Below are 14,504 nucleotides of genomic sequence, written 5' to 3' on the forward strand. Positions count from 1 at the left end.
CGCCTCCTTTTAACCTTAAAATGTCTTACGCTTAAGCAAGTTGTCCACCACTTTTGTGATATTTCAGGATCCCTTCTGCAGCACGATAGGCCAGCCCTCCTAAAGTACCTGTCGGATTAAAGCCACTGTTATGTGGGAAAGATGATGCACCGACCACAAATAAATTATCCATATCCCACATTTGCGAGTAATTGTTGACAGCAGATGTTCCTGAGTCATCTCCCATGATGACACCTCCCGTATTATGGGTGGATTGATAGGTTGTAATGTTGTAGGGGCCCAGTTCTTGCATGGTGTCAATGTGATCTGCCCCCATTTCCTTCATAACTTCCGTACATTTTTGGGCCATGAATTTCGCAAGTTCCCTCTCTTGATTCTCAAAATCAAAAGTCATCCGTAACAAAGGATCGCCATAATTGTCCTTATACGTCGGGTCAAGATCAAGGAAATGATGCTGATGCGGCATACAAGCACCTTGAGCAGCAATCTTTAATGTTCGGTTAGCATATTTTATTGAGTTTTGCTTAAATTCCTTACCCCAAGTGGGTGTTCCCCGGGGAATGTTATTATTTTGTATGGGTCTTTCACCACTTTGGTAAAGTCGAATACCTGCGCCATGGATAAACTTCAAGTCTGAATGATCAAAATTATCACCATTAAAATCATCAAACTCCATGCCTAGAGCCCCTGCTCCGGCGAAGTTGTTAAACTTTTTATTTTTAAAGAATCCAGTAGCACCACCTTGTGACACTTGATAGGCATAATTCTTACCAATAACCCCTGTGCCGGTTGAGGAATCATAAGGTGTTCCGATGCCCGATAAAAGCAGGAGCCGCGTGTTATTAAATACATAAGCGGTAAGAACAACAATATCTGCGGGTTGCTCGATTTCTTCATCGGTAGTCGTATCTATATAGCGTACCCCTGTTGCCTTTCCTCCTTTATGCAAAATCCGTCGCACATTAGAATGGGTTCTGAGTTCAAAATTTCCTGTCTTTTGAGCCACAGGAATGACAGTAACTACAGGGTCAGCCTTCGCACCATACTCACACCCAAAGCGCTCACAAAAAGCGCAATATTGGCACGCAGCTCGCTCAATGCCATCCGGATTTTTGTAAGCTTCAGATAGATTGGCTGATGGCGCTGTATAAGGATGGTAGTTAAGCTTCTTAGCTGCCTTTTCAAACATATCCATCTGTGGGGAATGCTTCATTGGTCCCGTCGGATATTTATCTGAGCGTTTTCCTCCTAATGGATTTTCTTCACCAGAGATGCCGGCCATCTTCTCAAATTTATCCATATAGGGTTCAAGCTCATCATAGGTGATCCCCCAATCCTGAATCGTCATTTCTTTAGGAATTTTATTTTTCCCATAACGGTCTACCGTTTGGCTACGGATTTCAAAGTCATAAGGAAGAAAACGGAAGGTTTGGCCGTTCCAGTGAACACCCGCCCCGCCTAGGCCATCCCCCATGAGAAAGGAGCCGTATTGGCGCATCGGAAGCGCCCGTATTTTTTCATTGTTACGGAAAGTCACCGTTTCCTTCGAAAGATCTTGGAACAGTTCGTAGCGAAGCGCATAGCGCAATTCGTCATGAACCATATAATAATCCTCCGTATGCCTCTCAGCACCGCGTTCTAATCCAACAACTTTTAACCCCTTTTTCGTCAGCTCTGAAGCGATAATTCCGCCACCCCAACCTACACCAACAACCACAACATCTACTTTAGGTAACTTTTTCACCATACTCTCACCTCATTTCATAGTTTTTACATGTGATCTTGAAGACTTTGAGGTTTGATTTTCTGAAAATCTTTATCAATGATATTGGTATAGCCCATTTGATCTCCGGGATATTCCCTCATGCTCCATCCCGCCATATCCTTATTTCCACCATATAAGGGATCACTGTAGGCTCCTTCCAATACGCTACTCCGCAACATGTCAAAAAAACCGCTTGGTGAAATGGTTGTTAAATTCACCTTATCTCCTTCAAAATCTTTTAACACCTTGTCCTGTTGATCTTCAGTAAGATCCTCAAAATTCTTTTTATACTTTGATTGGCTATAGTTTTGCATCTCTTTTAAACCAATTCTAAAGATCTCTCGTCTTCGCATTCTACCTTGATAGCCTTGGGATTTTTCTCCGTGATAGAAGGGCGGTTGCATGTAATCTCTCGCATTAAATCCCCAAGAACCGGCTAATTGATGGTCTATGTAATATCCCACACCTAAGTCTTTCGCACCGGGACCGTTTTCATCTGTTGGAAAAATCCGTTCCACAGCAGCTTCAACTGTCTTGAACTCTGCCTGCGTAAAGAACATCAAAGCATGATTATAATCTTTTCTTGTTTCCTTTTGAGCTGCATTTTGCGTCTTATTATCATGCTTAGTGCCACCCCAAGGAATTAAACCGCCCGCAACACCGCCTACCACGAGACCACCTGCGGCTAGACCAGAATTTTTAATAAATCGTCGACGAGACATTCTCTGTTCTTCTGTCAATTCTTTTTCATTCTTATTATTTTCATCTGCCAAAGCGCTCACCTCCTGCGGCTTATTATGTCACCAAAGAAAATATTCATGCATGTGAATAAAAAAAATGGGCAAGCTACCAGTAACTTTTGTTAGCTTAGTAAGGGAGGTTCTTAGAATGAAAATGAAAGGAAAAAAAGTATTGATCGTTCCTCTTCTCGGTGCAGCAACCTTATTATCTGCATGCTCAGCCCAGAATCCTAATGGTGCATCAGCAAATGACAGTACACCTGACACTCACTTAACCAATGTTGCCGACCAAGGAACAAAAGACAAAGATTTAAGCGATAGCTCGATCATCCCAAGTGAAACCAGTGACAAAACACGAACAACGAACAAAGATGGGTCGAGTTACAAAGGTCTAGGCCAAGACATTTATGGTTCAATTGGGAGCTCCGGTATTCATGAAGGAGGAATTTCCTCTTATTTTGAGTCTATTTTAGAGGGGCAAGGCATTACCGGGGTAAAAGTTTTCGTTGTTGATGATGCCGTTGTGCTTGCACGGGCTAAATCTGAAAATACTTCGAGTCAATATAGTAATGCCCAACGTCATCTTTTGAGTAACACAAGTGGCATGTCAGGGAAGGGCGAGGTTCAGGGAACTGAAGGCAAAGAGGTGAGTACCGATAACTTAGATCAAGCAAGTAAAAGTATTCGCAAAATGTTTAATGGAAATGTTAAAATCCTCACAGCGACCGATCCCAAAGTGCCCGATCTAGTTGAAAAAGTGAAGGCAGACCTTGAATCCTCATCTTATGAAGCTGCCTCAAGAGATTTGTTGACACTTTTGAATATGACAAAGTAAGATTGGATATTGCTTTTTTGGGTATTCTACCGAATATGAGGTCTAAAAACAGTATTTGACTTCAATTTCTACTATCTCAACATGGAGGGTTATATCATGAAACAAATCATGGTCCTTATTAGTGGCTTTATCCTGGCAATAGGGATAACAGCTTGTGGCGGTAATGACAACAATGATAATGATAACAACAATAAAAACAGCAGTAGTTCAGAAACGAAGACAAGCGTTGATGCCACAGCCGCTAACAAAGTTTATCAACAAAATTGCGCCAGCTGCCACGGGAAAAATTTAGAAGGTGCAGCCGGTCCTACATTAAAAACGATCGGAAAAGATATGTCAAAGGATCGTATTTTAAAACAAATCAATCAAGGCGGTGGCGGAATGCCCGCTGGTCTCATTAAAGGAGACGACGCTGATAACGTCGCCGCTTGGTTGGCAAGCAAGAAATAACTAAGAGAAAACTTGGCTTGCACTTCACAGCTTCACTAGGCACAACCTGATGTTCAGGCCTAGCCTTCATACATTAAGGTTGTACTTTTACACTTTGTTAAGCACAGCCTGATGTTCAGGCATAGCCTTCACACATTAAGGTTGTCGCCTAGCCTTAATGACGAAAGCCAAAGTTATAAATTCTGACGTTGCAAAAAGAGGTTGAGACAGAAGTATTTCACTCAAAGAAAAATCCGAACATTCTATTTTGAATGAACGGATTTTTCTTTATTCTTAGTATGAGGCGAATCGCTCCGTCAAAATACTTCGCTTTCCACGGGCACGGCCTCAGCTAACTTTGGAGTAGGTCTTTTAGTGCTCCAAAGTGGATCTTCGGACTCGTGCTGTTCCCGCTGGAGTCTCCGCATTTTGACTACGCTCTCCTTTTCCTACCAAATCTTTGAACTTGCATTGTTCGGTATTTGTATTCATTATTTTGTTTTGTCCCAGCCTCTTTTTCGCGCGTAGCCTTTATCTATAGTCATTATGAATCGGTTGAAATACCTCTTCCCGAGCCTTTCTTACCATCGAAAAATGATAGATATTATCATGGCCATGAAGGATATCATTGTGATGATTGATGATACTTTCGGCGGGCAAAATGGCCGTGTCCGTCGTTGAATGACCGTCATGGACTAATGTCACATCGAATCCATTGATCGTGGCTGTCCGAACGGCTGAATCAATGCAATGCTCTGTTTTGCATCCCATAATCACCAGATGTTCGATGGCGTGATCCTTTAAGTAGCCTAAAAGAGGCGTCTCAAAAAAGGCATTCGTTCCTTTTTTATCAAAAATCTGTGCGACTTCAGGAACCTTAATCTCTTGATGGATTTGGAAGCCTTCTCCCTTTCCACCCGCAACATCTTGATCTCTGACGAATACAATAAGAGAGTCCCACTGCATTGCTTTTTCTATCACTGTATTAATATTTTGGATCAGTAACGTCGTGTTAATAACACTAGGTTCCTGATCAGTGCCCTCAATTAATTCTTGCTGGGCATCAATAACGAGCAAGGCTTGCTTCAATAAAAAACCCCCTATAGCTTTAAATGTTTAATCCCTTTGCTGATCTTGTTATTTTTTTCTTCATAATAACCGCCCCCCTATCATTTCTCGTAAAAAGACATTCTCTGCTCCCACATTAAAGTCCTGCTATTTATCTACATTTGTTTCAAAATATTAGTCACTCGTTGTGTCATATAGTCATAACTCGGTTTATCATCCTTTTTAGCATAAAATCGCAAGCCATCAATCGCCTTAAATAACATATGACAATACAATCGTTCTTCAAAATAAGGAATATCGCCCTCTTGTTCATAATAGACTTCACGGATCTTCTCTGGAAAGCCTAAGTGTGGTGCCCAGAAATGTAGACAGGCAACATCAAACATAAAGTCACCGTACATCGCCATTTCCCAGTCTACAATCCCTGTCACTTTTTGCCCTTCTGCTAGCATATTGCCTAAATGGAAATCACCATGCACAAGTGAGGGCCTATCTGGCGAACATCGAGCAAGCGTCATCATCGCTGTAAACCCTTCTTCAAATAAACCCTTGTCCAAAAAACTATGTTCATATAATGCAGTCCAATTTTTGTGGAACCCCTCCTGATCCTCACGAAAGAATGCCGCTAATGCCTCCAACCAAGTGTGCACCTCAGTTTCTCCAGTTGGAGAAATCGTTCCAAACCCTTTTTCTTTCTCAATAGGTACGCGCTTGATCGCTAAAACATGCTGAGCAATTTCATCGACAAGTTGCTCTTGCTCAAGTACAGCAAGAAGACTCATCGGGGTTCCTTGCACTTTATGACTAATGGTATAAAAGAGTCCATCCATCTCCCCAGCCTTCACGATTCTAGGAATCGGCAGTTGCTCCCCATAGGCACCGTATATATAGCGTGCCTTTTCAAGGCTTTCACTTTCCTGTCTAAAATGAACAACAAAGGCACCTTCCTTTGACTTAAAGCTAAACACCTTGCTCAATTCTCCCATTTCAATAGAAGTAACATCCTGCACCCTTTCCCCTAATAAAACTGCTAGATTTCTTTCAGCCTCTTCAATCCCCATGTCCAATTTAAATGACTTCAAAAAATCAACTTCCTTCCTTTGATCCTAAAACTCTAAAGTAAGGTCTACCCATAATCCTTTATTCATAATAAAATAAATATTATAAAAATAAAAATAATAATGATGAGGTGTTTCTTTGAAAAGTATCACAAAAGCCGTTCTCTCTAATGAGGACATCCATAATATTGTAACCGAGCATTTCGGAAAAGAGACAAGAACGCTTGCAATAGAGGAATTAACCGGGGGTTTTTTTAATACCGCCTATTTACTTACCCTAGATAATCACTTTAAAGTCGTTCTAAAAGTTTCCCCTCCTCATAATGTGAAAGTCCTAAGATGCGAGCGGAATATAATGAAATCCGAAATTGCCGTTTTACAATTACTGAAGCAACAAACCGATATACCCGTACCAGAAGTGTATGCTTATCATTCTAGAATGAATCCCTGTGATCACGACTATTTTTTAATGGAATACATCTCCGGCGTTCCCTTAGATCAGCTCTATGAACAACTTACCCAGGAAGAATTTAATGTCATTAATCAACATCTTGGTATTTTGATAAAAAAGATACATAACATTACCGGCGCTTCCTTCGGGTACATTTTTTCAGATAAGCGGCGTTTTAACACGTGGGGGGATGCCTTTATTGCTTTTATCCGTGATCTGATTTTGGATGCGGCCGAGGCCAATATTGAACTGCCCATTGATGGGACTGATTTGATAAACCTCATAAAGAGTAAAAAGGCATTTTTAGATACCGTTAGAACACCGCGTTTAGTGCACAGGGATTTGTGGTGGGGGAATATTTTCATTGAACCAAAAACGCTTAAAATCACCGGAATCACAGATTGTGAACGCTCACTTTTTGGCGATCCACTCATGGACTTCGTTTTTGGTTTTGTTGTGGACAATAAAGGATTCCACAACGGCTATGGGCACGGCTCTTTTTCTCCCGATGAAACTGAACGATTAAACCTTTATACGGTCTATAGCCTCCTCCTGATTTTAGTCGAAGGGCATTATCGGCAATTAAAAGGAAATGAGCAAGAAGAAGCACGCGTAAGGCAGTCTCTTTTAGAGAAGCTTCATCACATCGAAAGGAATTAGGACAAAAATAGAACGCTGATCAATAAGTACCAGCGTTAACACAAAGTTTATTTTTATTTAAATCCCCTCTCCTCTACATTCGGACAATAACGGTCCCACCACCAGGGGTGGATACAGTTTGGCTTTGTTCAGGCGTGTCTTGAGCGTGAATGTATTGTAGTAATTGGTTGTTTTGTTGAATCACTTGATGTAGCAAACTAGAAATATGATTCAATCGACTGTATATGTCCTGGCTTGGCATATGATACTCAGAAGGGTATGACCGACTATGAGGAGCAGCCTTCCCCGCTCCTTCATTAGAGGAGAAAATAGGATAAGGTTGCCCTTTATAGTCTGTATGTGCATATTGAAGGTTATGTTTATTTGATTGAATATAAGGCTTTGGTGCCATTCTCTGTTCAGATTGAAAGGGGTAATTAGGGTTATGAGAATACATAGAACTCCTCCTCGCCCTATCTTATTCAATCTCTTAAAAAGGGGTACACTTATCCCCAAATTAGTGCTATCGCCCATGGGATAACTATAATTTCTTTACCTCCTAGAAGCTGATCCTCCCATTATTTCGATGTTTCTTCGAGTACACGCTTCAAACGCTTTAAATCACTTTCAATCAATGCGATATCTTCCTTAAATGCTTCTCGTGACATGTTAGGAGCTTGAAATACAGTAAAAATCACTTCACTTCCGCTGCCATTAGGGATTACACGCACCGGAACCTGAACTTGATTCTCCCCCTGACCCACATCATGATCTAAAATTCCCCAATCATTTCTATCTACAAATTTCACTTTCACAGGCCCTTCCGATGTCTCGGCAATCCATTCATTGTCACGATAACTAATGGAATGACAGAAGGCGGTTGCCCAGCTTGGAAAATTTTCGAGGTTATACATAAAGTCATAAACCTCTTTTGGCTGACGTTGAATGGACATACTCACACATTGAGTATTAAAAATAGATTGCAACTTTAGATCACACTCCTTATTCTTCTAATGTTTACTCTCTTTAATACAAGTATAGCCGACCTCTCCCCAAAATCATTGTAAAAAACGGACAGATTCTACTCCTTTGAAAGGCCTTGATTAAAAACTTGAGATGGAGAAAGACCATAATAGCGTTGAAAATTTTTAATGAGATGCGATTGATCATAGTATCCATATCCTCCAGCCCAAACTGCACCCTTTGATGGCTCAGAAAAGCGATAAAGACCCTGTAACAAATATTGAAATCTAAAAATCTCCAATAATTCTTTTGGCCCAAGACCACATTCATTTTTAAAAGCTCTTCTAATATGACGTTCACTATAGTTAAGTTCTGAAGCTAGAGAGGTGATTGTGAGATTCCCTTTATAGGCATGCATATAATGTATACCTTTTTCCACAAGACGCTCAGAGGTTAGAATATTTTGTGCAAGCAGCTGTTCCAATTTCGATTCAACATGATCAATCATTTTGGCTATATCTCCATTCACAGACAAAACCTCTTCTGACCATAAACTTCCTGCTGTTCCCCATACCTCTTGAAGAAAGACTCGGTTATCGCCAAAGGATGAAACTGGGTAATGAAGGACTAACGGAATTGACTCTAGAAAAAAGCGAATGCCAAAAAAGGAACAATCATTTTCTCGGCTTATCGCTTCATAAGTAGGCATGAGACCAGTAATAAAGGCCCCCTTACCACTCGAATGAGAGCGTAAATCAAAGATAATATCTACACAGCCATCAGGAATAATGCGATGCAATTGCTCCGTATCCGTTGCTTGAATATCAACCGTCCAATAACAAGCAACAATATTCCTTAAGAATGGACTAGGCAAATATTCATGATAGCGATAATGGGAATCATTAAGCTCCGTCTGTAAACGAGGGGGTTGTAACGGAAAATAATCATGCATCCTTAAACACTTCCAATTAAGATAAAGATTTTTTGGACATTCATTTGCAGCTTCTCGACGAATCGAAAATACAGTAATGCTGGTTACTTTAGACATAGAAGATTAGACTTTATCATTGCCGCCAAAATATTCCTTAAATACAATTGAAGAAATAAAGACTCTAGTTATCAAATAGTTTATAATCTATAAAATCATTTGTCATTAGAAAGTCGTAGTATACAAAAACATAATTCAATCAAAGAACAGGCTTTCTTTTACTCAATATGGGATAATAAAAACAAACGATGAAAGAAAGAGTGATTTTATGATGAAATGTAAAATCAACCGAAATGCAGCGAAAATAATGAAGGAAATGCTTGAGAGTGAAGAGGCGGAAGGGCAAATGCTTCGTGTGATCGTCACAGAAATTCATGGCAACCATGCCCACTACGCTCTCACCTTCGGGACACCAACGGAACATGACGAAATTGTCCATACCGATAAAGACATCGATGTCCTCTTAGATACCCGTGACAAGGATTACCTTGACGGTGTTTGGATTCAATTTTTCTATGTGCCCGAGGAAGGATTTCAAATCGTCAATCCTTCTAAAGGCCATCCCAATCATTTCTAAGAAAACGATCGCTTGTGACCTTAACTTCTTAGAAAAACCGGGCGAAATGCATGCCCGGTCCTCATTCAGTTGGGCATTAAAAAGCTTTTTTACCAAAATGCTTCGTCAGTATCAAGTGGATTGGAGCGAAAGATGCGAGACTCCATCGGGAACAGCAACCAGCGTTACTTCACGAGTGAACTTCGAGTTGTTCCGAGAAAGCTGACGACGAAGTAATACGAGTAGACGCAGGAACAGGTGACTTTTAATCATAAATACTTTGGAACACAAAGAGTCCATTCCAAAATGAGTTGAGGCAACTAAGGTCGATCGGCTAAAATCGTCACGTCATTAAGGAACTTCGGCTAAGACCGTCACGTCCGTGTGACACCGCCGAAGCTAGCACCTCAACCACCCCAAAAAGTAAAGAGCACTTTTCGGGGACCCCGATGGTGCGTCGAACGCCGACCCTACCCACATCAAAAAATCGTAAAAACACGATTTTTCTACGAGGATTACTCTCTTAGTAGCTTTCCTTAGTCGTGTGGGCATGAGGAAAGCGAGCGTTCTGAAGCGGAAAATCCACATCGTCCTGTTGACCATAATTTTATACATTTCTATTCTTTAAAAAGGGTAAACAACATTCTTTGTTGCTTATCCTTTTTATTTTTACTAATTGATAGCGATGTGAACACATATTTAAATTGGACTGCAGTGGATATATCCAATTGGCTATTTAAAAATTTAAAAAGGGTGGTATGATGAGAATAATATTTTTGAAATCAGTGAATATTCAAGGAGACAATCATGCGTTTAACCATTGATAAGCACTTACCTACCCCTGTGTATAAACAAATTAAAGATGCCATTAAAGAAAAAATTCTTTCTGGTCTACTTCCTGCAGGTTTTATCCTTCCGCCAGAGCGGCGACTTGCTAATATTAACGATGTCAGTCGCAGTACCGTCATTAAGGCCTATGACGAACTCAAAGCCTTAGGATTAGTCAAGGCTCATCGTGGCAAGGGCACCATTGTGGCAGAAAAGACTGAACCAGAGAACCCGAAAAAAAATAAACAAGTTTTTCCACTGTCTTGGCATCCTTTATTTGAAAAAAAGATGCACAACATCAGTGACACGATAAGCGATATGATAAATACGGAAAATCAACGTGAGATGATTTCACTTGCCGCTGGTATCGGGGACCCACAGCTTTTCCCCATCCAAACATTGCAAACCATTCAAAGTGACCGTGTTCACCATGAATTATTCAATTTTTGTGCAGTGGAAGGTTACTATCCTTTAAGAGAGCATTTAAGCCAATTAATGACCCTTCGCAATATTGTAGCTTCTGCGAAGGAAATCATGATTCTTTCCGGGTCAATGCAAGGGATCGATTTTGCCGCCCGTACCTTTCTCTCACCAGGAGATGCTGTCATCGTAGAAGAACCTACTTTCTTACAAGCCATTCAACGCTTTAAAGCTGCTGGTGCTAAAATTATCGGCATCCCACTGGATAAGCAGGGATTGCGGACGGATATTCTGGAGGCCCAATTGGCTCGATATAAGCCTAAATTTATCTACACTATACCTAGCTTTCATAACCCAACAGGTACTGTTATGAGTATGGAAAGAAGATTGGAGCTGCTTGATCTTGCTTACAAATTCCAAGTCCCTATATTAGAAGACGATCCTTATGGTGAACTGAATTTTACAAATGACAAGCCTTTACCGCTTCATGCTTTAGATCATTACGGCTATGTGATTTATCTCAGTACTTTTTCTAAGGTTTTATTTCCTGGAATGCGAGTGGGCTGGGTTGTCGCTCCTGAACCCATACTTAAAAAGTTCGCAATATTAAAACAAATAAGCGATCTACATGTGAATACGCCCGCACAGGTCTTATTAAATCGTTTTCTTGAAGATGGACATTTTGAGCCGCATCTTAATCACATCAAACCGATTTATAAAGCAAGAAGAGACATTATGTTGTCAGTGTTAAAACAAAGCGAAGATGCAACTCCCTTAATCGTTCCTGAAGGCGGCTTTTATCTTTGGTGTAAACTCCCGACTTCGATTTCTCAAAAAGAACTCTTTGCTCTCTGCGCAGCAAAGGGAGTCAGTTATATTCCAGGTCATGTTTTCTATCCACAACAAAGCGATGGTGAGCAATTTATTCGATTAAATTTTACTCATGAGTCACATCAGAAAATTAAAAAGGGCACAGAAATTTTATTAGAATCCGTTTCATATCTTAAGAGCCATGGAAAGCATCACCCGATGAAAAGAGAATCAAGACCCATTGTATAAATTCAAAACACAAAATTTATTAGGAGGAAAAAAATCATGTTTGAAGATAAATTTTCAGATCGCACAAAAAATATTGAAGCCTCAGAAATCCGCGAGGTCCTAAAAGTCACTGAAAAGCCAGAAGTTATCTCTTTTGCTGGCGGGCTCCCCGCACCCGAACTTTTTCCCGTTGAAGAAATCAAAATTGCTTGTGAAGCCGTATTAACCGAAGCTGGCAGTGATGCCCTTCAATATAGTACAACGGAGGGCTATACTCCACTTAGAGAAGCGATCGCTCAAAGGCTAAAGGACATTGGTATAGAAACCGCAATTGATCAGCTTTTAATGATTGGCGGCTCCCAACAGGGACTCGATTTAACCGGTAAATTATTACTGAATGACCATGATACCGTGATCTGTGAGAGTCCCACCTACTTAGCAGCTATTAATGCCTTTAAAGTGTATAATGCCTCTTTTGTAGAAGTGGAAACGGACGAGGAAGGCATGAATATGGAAAAACTTGAAAAAGCACTCCAAGCGCATCCGCAGGCGAAGTTCATTTATACCATTCCCGATTTTCAAAATCCAACGGGTCGCACGCTCAGTCTTGCCCGACGGAAAAAAATGGTCGCCTTAGCGAACCAATACAACATACTTATTGTTGAAGATAATCCTTATGGGGCCATCCGTTTTGCCGGGGAGGCACTGCCTCCAGTCAAGCATTTTGATACAGAAGACCGTGTGATTTATCTCAGTACTTTTTCTAAGATTTTTTCACCTGGCCTACGTCTTGGATGGATTTGTGCCAATGAGGTTTTCATCAATAAATTCGTCCAGCTTAAACAAGCCGCTGACTTGCATACCGATAGCTTCGCCCAACGACTGACCGCAAAATATCTCGAGTTATTTGACCTTGATGCCCATATTGAAAAGATTAAGGCCGTATACAGGATGAGAAGACAAACAATGATTCAATGTATCGAGAGGTTCTTTCCCATGCAGGTCCAGCACAGTTCTCCAGAAGGCGGTTTATTTATTTGGGTGGAGCTCCCTGAATCGGTTGACGCACGAGCCGTCTTTGACATTTGCATTCAGAATAATGTTGCCTTTGTTCCTGGCGAGGCCTTCTTTCCTAATCAAGGAAAACGAAACACATTACGATTAAATTACTCCAATATGTCTGAAGAGAAAATTACAGAAGGTATGCGGCGCTTAGGGACTGTACTGACATCCATATTAGGAGATAACGTGGCAAACTTTTAAACATCCAGGAGTATATAATGCACTGTGAAGGACCATTCGTGGTCCTTTTCACTTTTCTTACGGACCCGTGTTTATTAGAAAACCCAGGTTACACTTTTCCGCCTCGCTAAGCACAGCCTAAGTTAGCCGACTCCCCGTACGAGCGGCCTAACGCGGAGATCAACACCTATTTAATGACCAAAATTTTATACCCTTGCCATTTAAAATGATTTCATTTTCCTTTTAACGGCCTCTCATAAAATAGTATACTAGGGATAGTGTGAATTTTTTAAGAACGTGATTCAGAGACTGGCGCAGCATCTAATGAAAAGAAGTGATTGAATGAACAACTCTCGTTTGAGCCAAAACAAGTGGATTCAACTGCTATTTACATGTGTTCTTGCTATTATCGGTGGCTTTATTTTTAAATGTCTTCATTTACCTATCCCTTGGCTGCTCGGACCGATGATTTTTGTCCTACTAGGCTCAAAGGTTTCGAGAACACTCAAACCTTATTGGCCGCAGAAAATTCGTGATTCAGGCATGATCATTGTCGGCTACATGGTGGGGCTGTCCTTTACACTTGAAACGTTGAAAGAAATCGGAAAACAATTGCCCTCGATGGTATTATTCACCCTACTACTTCTACTCTGTAGTTGTGGTATTGGCTTTATCGTCGCTAAATTATCAAAGATACAATTTCCGACTGTCATGATGGGAAGCATTCCTGGTGGTCTTAGCCAAATGATCACCTTAGCGGAAGAACTTGAAGGCATTGATCTCACTGTTGTGACTTTCTTGCAAGTCTCAAGACTGATGATGATCATCTTCTTTGTCCCTATGCTTGTCTTTAGTCCATTATTTGGCGTCGCCGAACAACACACAACCGCAAGCGTTGCCCAAACGACAACGGCGAGCTGGGGTGGTCTCTTTCCTCACATTATCGTGTTTGCGATTGTCTGTACACTGTGCGCACTTATTGGTAAGAAAATCAAATTTCCTACCGCCTTTTTATTAGGTCCAATGATCGCGACGATCATCCTAAATCTATCAGGTTTTTCCGGACCACAACTGCCGACCTTTATCATTAATGTTTCTCAGTTAATGATCGGAGGGTACATTGGCCTTATGCTGAAACCCAATAATTTAAAGTTAAAATTTATTCTACTCGCGTTTCTAAGTGGCGTTGTCTTAATCACCTGTTCCGTTGGCTTAAGTCTCTTGTTAGCAAAAATGCACGCTATAGCGATGGTGACGAGCTTCTTAAGTCTCTCTCCAGGGGGAATGGACCAAATGGGAATTATTGCGCAAGAAGTCCATGCGAATCTCTCATTTGTCATCTGTTATCAGCTTTTCCGAACCTTATTTATTTTCATTGCAGTCCCTCCGCTGTTGAAGGCCATCTTTAAATCAAGGTTGTTACAAAATAAAGCAGCAGATAAAATTTCTTGAACTACCCACCACTTAGCCCTCTTACGAGTGGC

General features: G+C 40.9%; 14 protein-coding genes. 7 read left to right on the top strand and 7 right to left on the bottom strand.

What is annotated here, in order from left to right:
- Nucleotides 1-31: 31 nt before the first annotated feature.
- Nucleotides 32-1,747, bottom strand: coding sequence for a GMC family oxidoreductase (locus IEV91_RS05110; RefSeq protein WP_188496336.1), 1,716 nt, complete (start codon nucleotides 1,745-1,747; stop codon nucleotides 32-34).
- A gap of 23 nt (nucleotides 1,748-1,770) precedes the next feature.
- Complete coding sequence (locus tag IEV91_RS05115) at nucleotides 1,771-2,538, bottom strand: gluconate 2-dehydrogenase subunit 3 family protein (protein WP_229745415.1); 768 nt, start codon at nucleotides 2,536-2,538, stop codon at nucleotides 1,771-1,773.
- Between the two features lie 115 nt (nucleotides 2,539-2,653).
- Here IEV91_RS05115 and IEV91_RS05120 point away from each other — a divergent pair, with 115 nt between their 5' ends.
- Together IEV91_RS05120 and cccB are read left to right on the top strand one after the other, a co-directional pair.
- On the top strand, nucleotides 2,654-3,340 hold the full coding sequence (locus IEV91_RS05120) for a hypothetical protein (RefSeq protein WP_188496337.1): 687 nt from the start codon (nucleotides 2,654-2,656) through the stop codon (nucleotides 3,338-3,340).
- Between the two features lie 96 nt (nucleotides 3,341-3,436).
- A complete protein-coding gene (cccB, locus tag IEV91_RS05125) occupies nucleotides 3,437-3,790 on the top strand; it encodes a cytochrome c551 (RefSeq protein ID WP_188496338.1) in 354 nt (117 codons plus the stop codon).
- 510 nt (nucleotides 3,791-4,300) lie between these two features.
- Here cccB and IEV91_RS05130 read toward each other — a convergent pair.
- Both IEV91_RS05130 and IEV91_RS05135 read right to left on the bottom strand, forming a co-directional pair.
- The gene (locus IEV91_RS05130; protein ID WP_188496339.1) at nucleotides 4,301-4,858 is read right to left on the bottom strand and encodes an isochorismatase family protein; all 558 of its coding nucleotides are present in this window, start codon (nucleotides 4,856-4,858) and stop codon (nucleotides 4,301-4,303) included.
- 134 nt (nucleotides 4,859-4,992) lie between these two features.
- A complete protein-coding gene (locus IEV91_RS05135; RefSeq protein ID WP_188496340.1) occupies nucleotides 4,993-5,919 on the bottom strand; it encodes an aminoglycoside phosphotransferase family protein in 927 nt (308 codons plus the stop codon).
- A gap of 115 nt (nucleotides 5,920-6,034) precedes the next feature.
- On the opposite strand from IEV91_RS05135, the gene IEV91_RS05140 reads away from it, so the two are divergent.
- Nucleotides 6,035-7,006 (top strand): phosphotransferase family protein, encoded by a 972-nt coding sequence (locus IEV91_RS05140; protein ID WP_188496341.1) that lies wholly within the window; start codon nucleotides 6,035-6,037, stop codon nucleotides 7,004-7,006.
- A 73-nt stretch (nucleotides 7,007-7,079) separates the two neighbouring features.
- Here the strand turns inward: IEV91_RS05140 and IEV91_RS05145 are convergent, their stop codons facing one another.
- The 3 genes from IEV91_RS05145 to IEV91_RS05155 form a co-directional block, all read right to left on the bottom strand.
- Nucleotides 7,080-7,442, bottom strand: a complete 363-nt coding sequence (locus IEV91_RS05145) for a hypothetical protein (RefSeq protein WP_188496342.1) — start codon at nucleotides 7,440-7,442, stop codon at nucleotides 7,080-7,082.
- 121 nt (nucleotides 7,443-7,563) lie between these two features.
- Complete coding sequence (locus tag IEV91_RS05150) at nucleotides 7,564-7,971, bottom strand: SRPBCC family protein (RefSeq protein ID WP_188496343.1); 408 nt, start codon at nucleotides 7,969-7,971, stop codon at nucleotides 7,564-7,566.
- 95 nt (nucleotides 7,972-8,066) lie between these two features.
- Nucleotides 8,067-8,900, bottom strand: a complete 834-nt coding sequence (locus tag IEV91_RS05155; RefSeq protein ID WP_188496344.1) for an AraC family transcriptional regulator — start codon at nucleotides 8,898-8,900, stop codon at nucleotides 8,067-8,069.
- A gap of 307 nt (nucleotides 8,901-9,207) precedes the next feature.
- On the opposite strand from IEV91_RS05155, the gene IEV91_RS05160 reads away from it, so the two are divergent.
- From IEV91_RS05160 to IEV91_RS05175, 4 genes are all read left to right on the top strand, one after another.
- On the top strand, nucleotides 9,208-9,513 hold the full coding sequence (locus IEV91_RS05160) for an iron-sulfur cluster assembly accessory protein (RefSeq protein ID WP_188496386.1): 306 nt from the start codon (nucleotides 9,208-9,210) through the stop codon (nucleotides 9,511-9,513).
- A gap of 786 nt (nucleotides 9,514-10,299) precedes the next feature.
- Entirely contained in the window at nucleotides 10,300-11,799 is a 1,500-nt protein-coding gene (gene pdxR, locus IEV91_RS05165) for a MocR-like pyridoxine biosynthesis transcription factor PdxR (RefSeq protein ID WP_188496345.1), read from the top strand.
- 36 nt (nucleotides 11,800-11,835) lie between these two features.
- Nucleotides 11,836-13,041 carry an aminotransferase-like domain-containing protein gene (locus tag IEV91_RS05170; protein WP_188496346.1) on the top strand — a complete coding sequence of 402 codons (1,206 nt, stop codon included), beginning with the start codon at nucleotides 11,836-11,838 and terminating at the stop codon, nucleotides 13,039-13,041.
- 321 nt (nucleotides 13,042-13,362) lie between these two features.
- Complete coding sequence (locus tag IEV91_RS05175; protein ID WP_188496347.1) at nucleotides 13,363-14,472, top strand: AbrB family transcriptional regulator; 1,110 nt, start codon at nucleotides 13,363-13,365, stop codon at nucleotides 14,470-14,472.
- Nucleotides 14,473-14,504: the final 32 nt, after the last annotated feature.

This window comes from Pullulanibacillus pueri (assembly GCF_014639255.1).
Classification (GTDB): Bacteria; Bacillota; Bacilli; order Bacillales; family Sporolactobacillaceae; genus Pullulanibacillus; species Pullulanibacillus pueri.

Excerpts from the sequence above, each read along its gene's own strand:
- IEV91_RS05155 (WP_188496344.1), bottom strand. The coding sequence starts at position 8,900 with ATGCATGATTATTTTCCGTTACAACCCCCTCGTTTACAGACGGAGCTT.
- IEV91_RS05110 (WP_188496336.1), bottom strand. The coding sequence starts at position 1,747 with ATGGTGAAAAAGTTACCTAAAGTAGATGTTGTGGTTGTTGGTGTAGGT.
- IEV91_RS05175 (WP_188496347.1), top strand. The coding sequence starts at position 13,363 with ATGAACAACTCTCGTTTGAGCCAAAACAAGTGGATTCAACTGCTATTT.
- pdxR (WP_188496345.1), top strand. The coding sequence starts at position 10,300 with ATGCGTTTAACCATTGATAAGCACTTACCTACCCCTGTGTATAAACAA.
- IEV91_RS05145 (WP_188496342.1), bottom strand. The coding sequence starts at position 7,442 with ATGTATTCTCATAACCCTAATTACCCCTTTCAATCTGAACAGAGAATG.
- IEV91_RS05160 (WP_188496386.1), top strand. The coding sequence starts at position 9,208 with ATGAAATGTAAAATCAACCGAAATGCAGCGAAAATAATGAAGGAAATG.
- IEV91_RS05170 (WP_188496346.1), top strand. The coding sequence starts at position 11,836 with ATGTTTGAAGATAAATTTTCAGATCGCACAAAAAATATTGAAGCCTCA.
- cccB (WP_188496338.1), top strand. The coding sequence starts at position 3,437 with ATGAAACAAATCATGGTCCTTATTAGTGGCTTTATCCTGGCAATAGGG.
- IEV91_RS05120 (WP_188496337.1), top strand. The coding sequence starts at position 2,654 with ATGAAAATGAAAGGAAAAAAAGTATTGATCGTTCCTCTTCTCGGTGCA.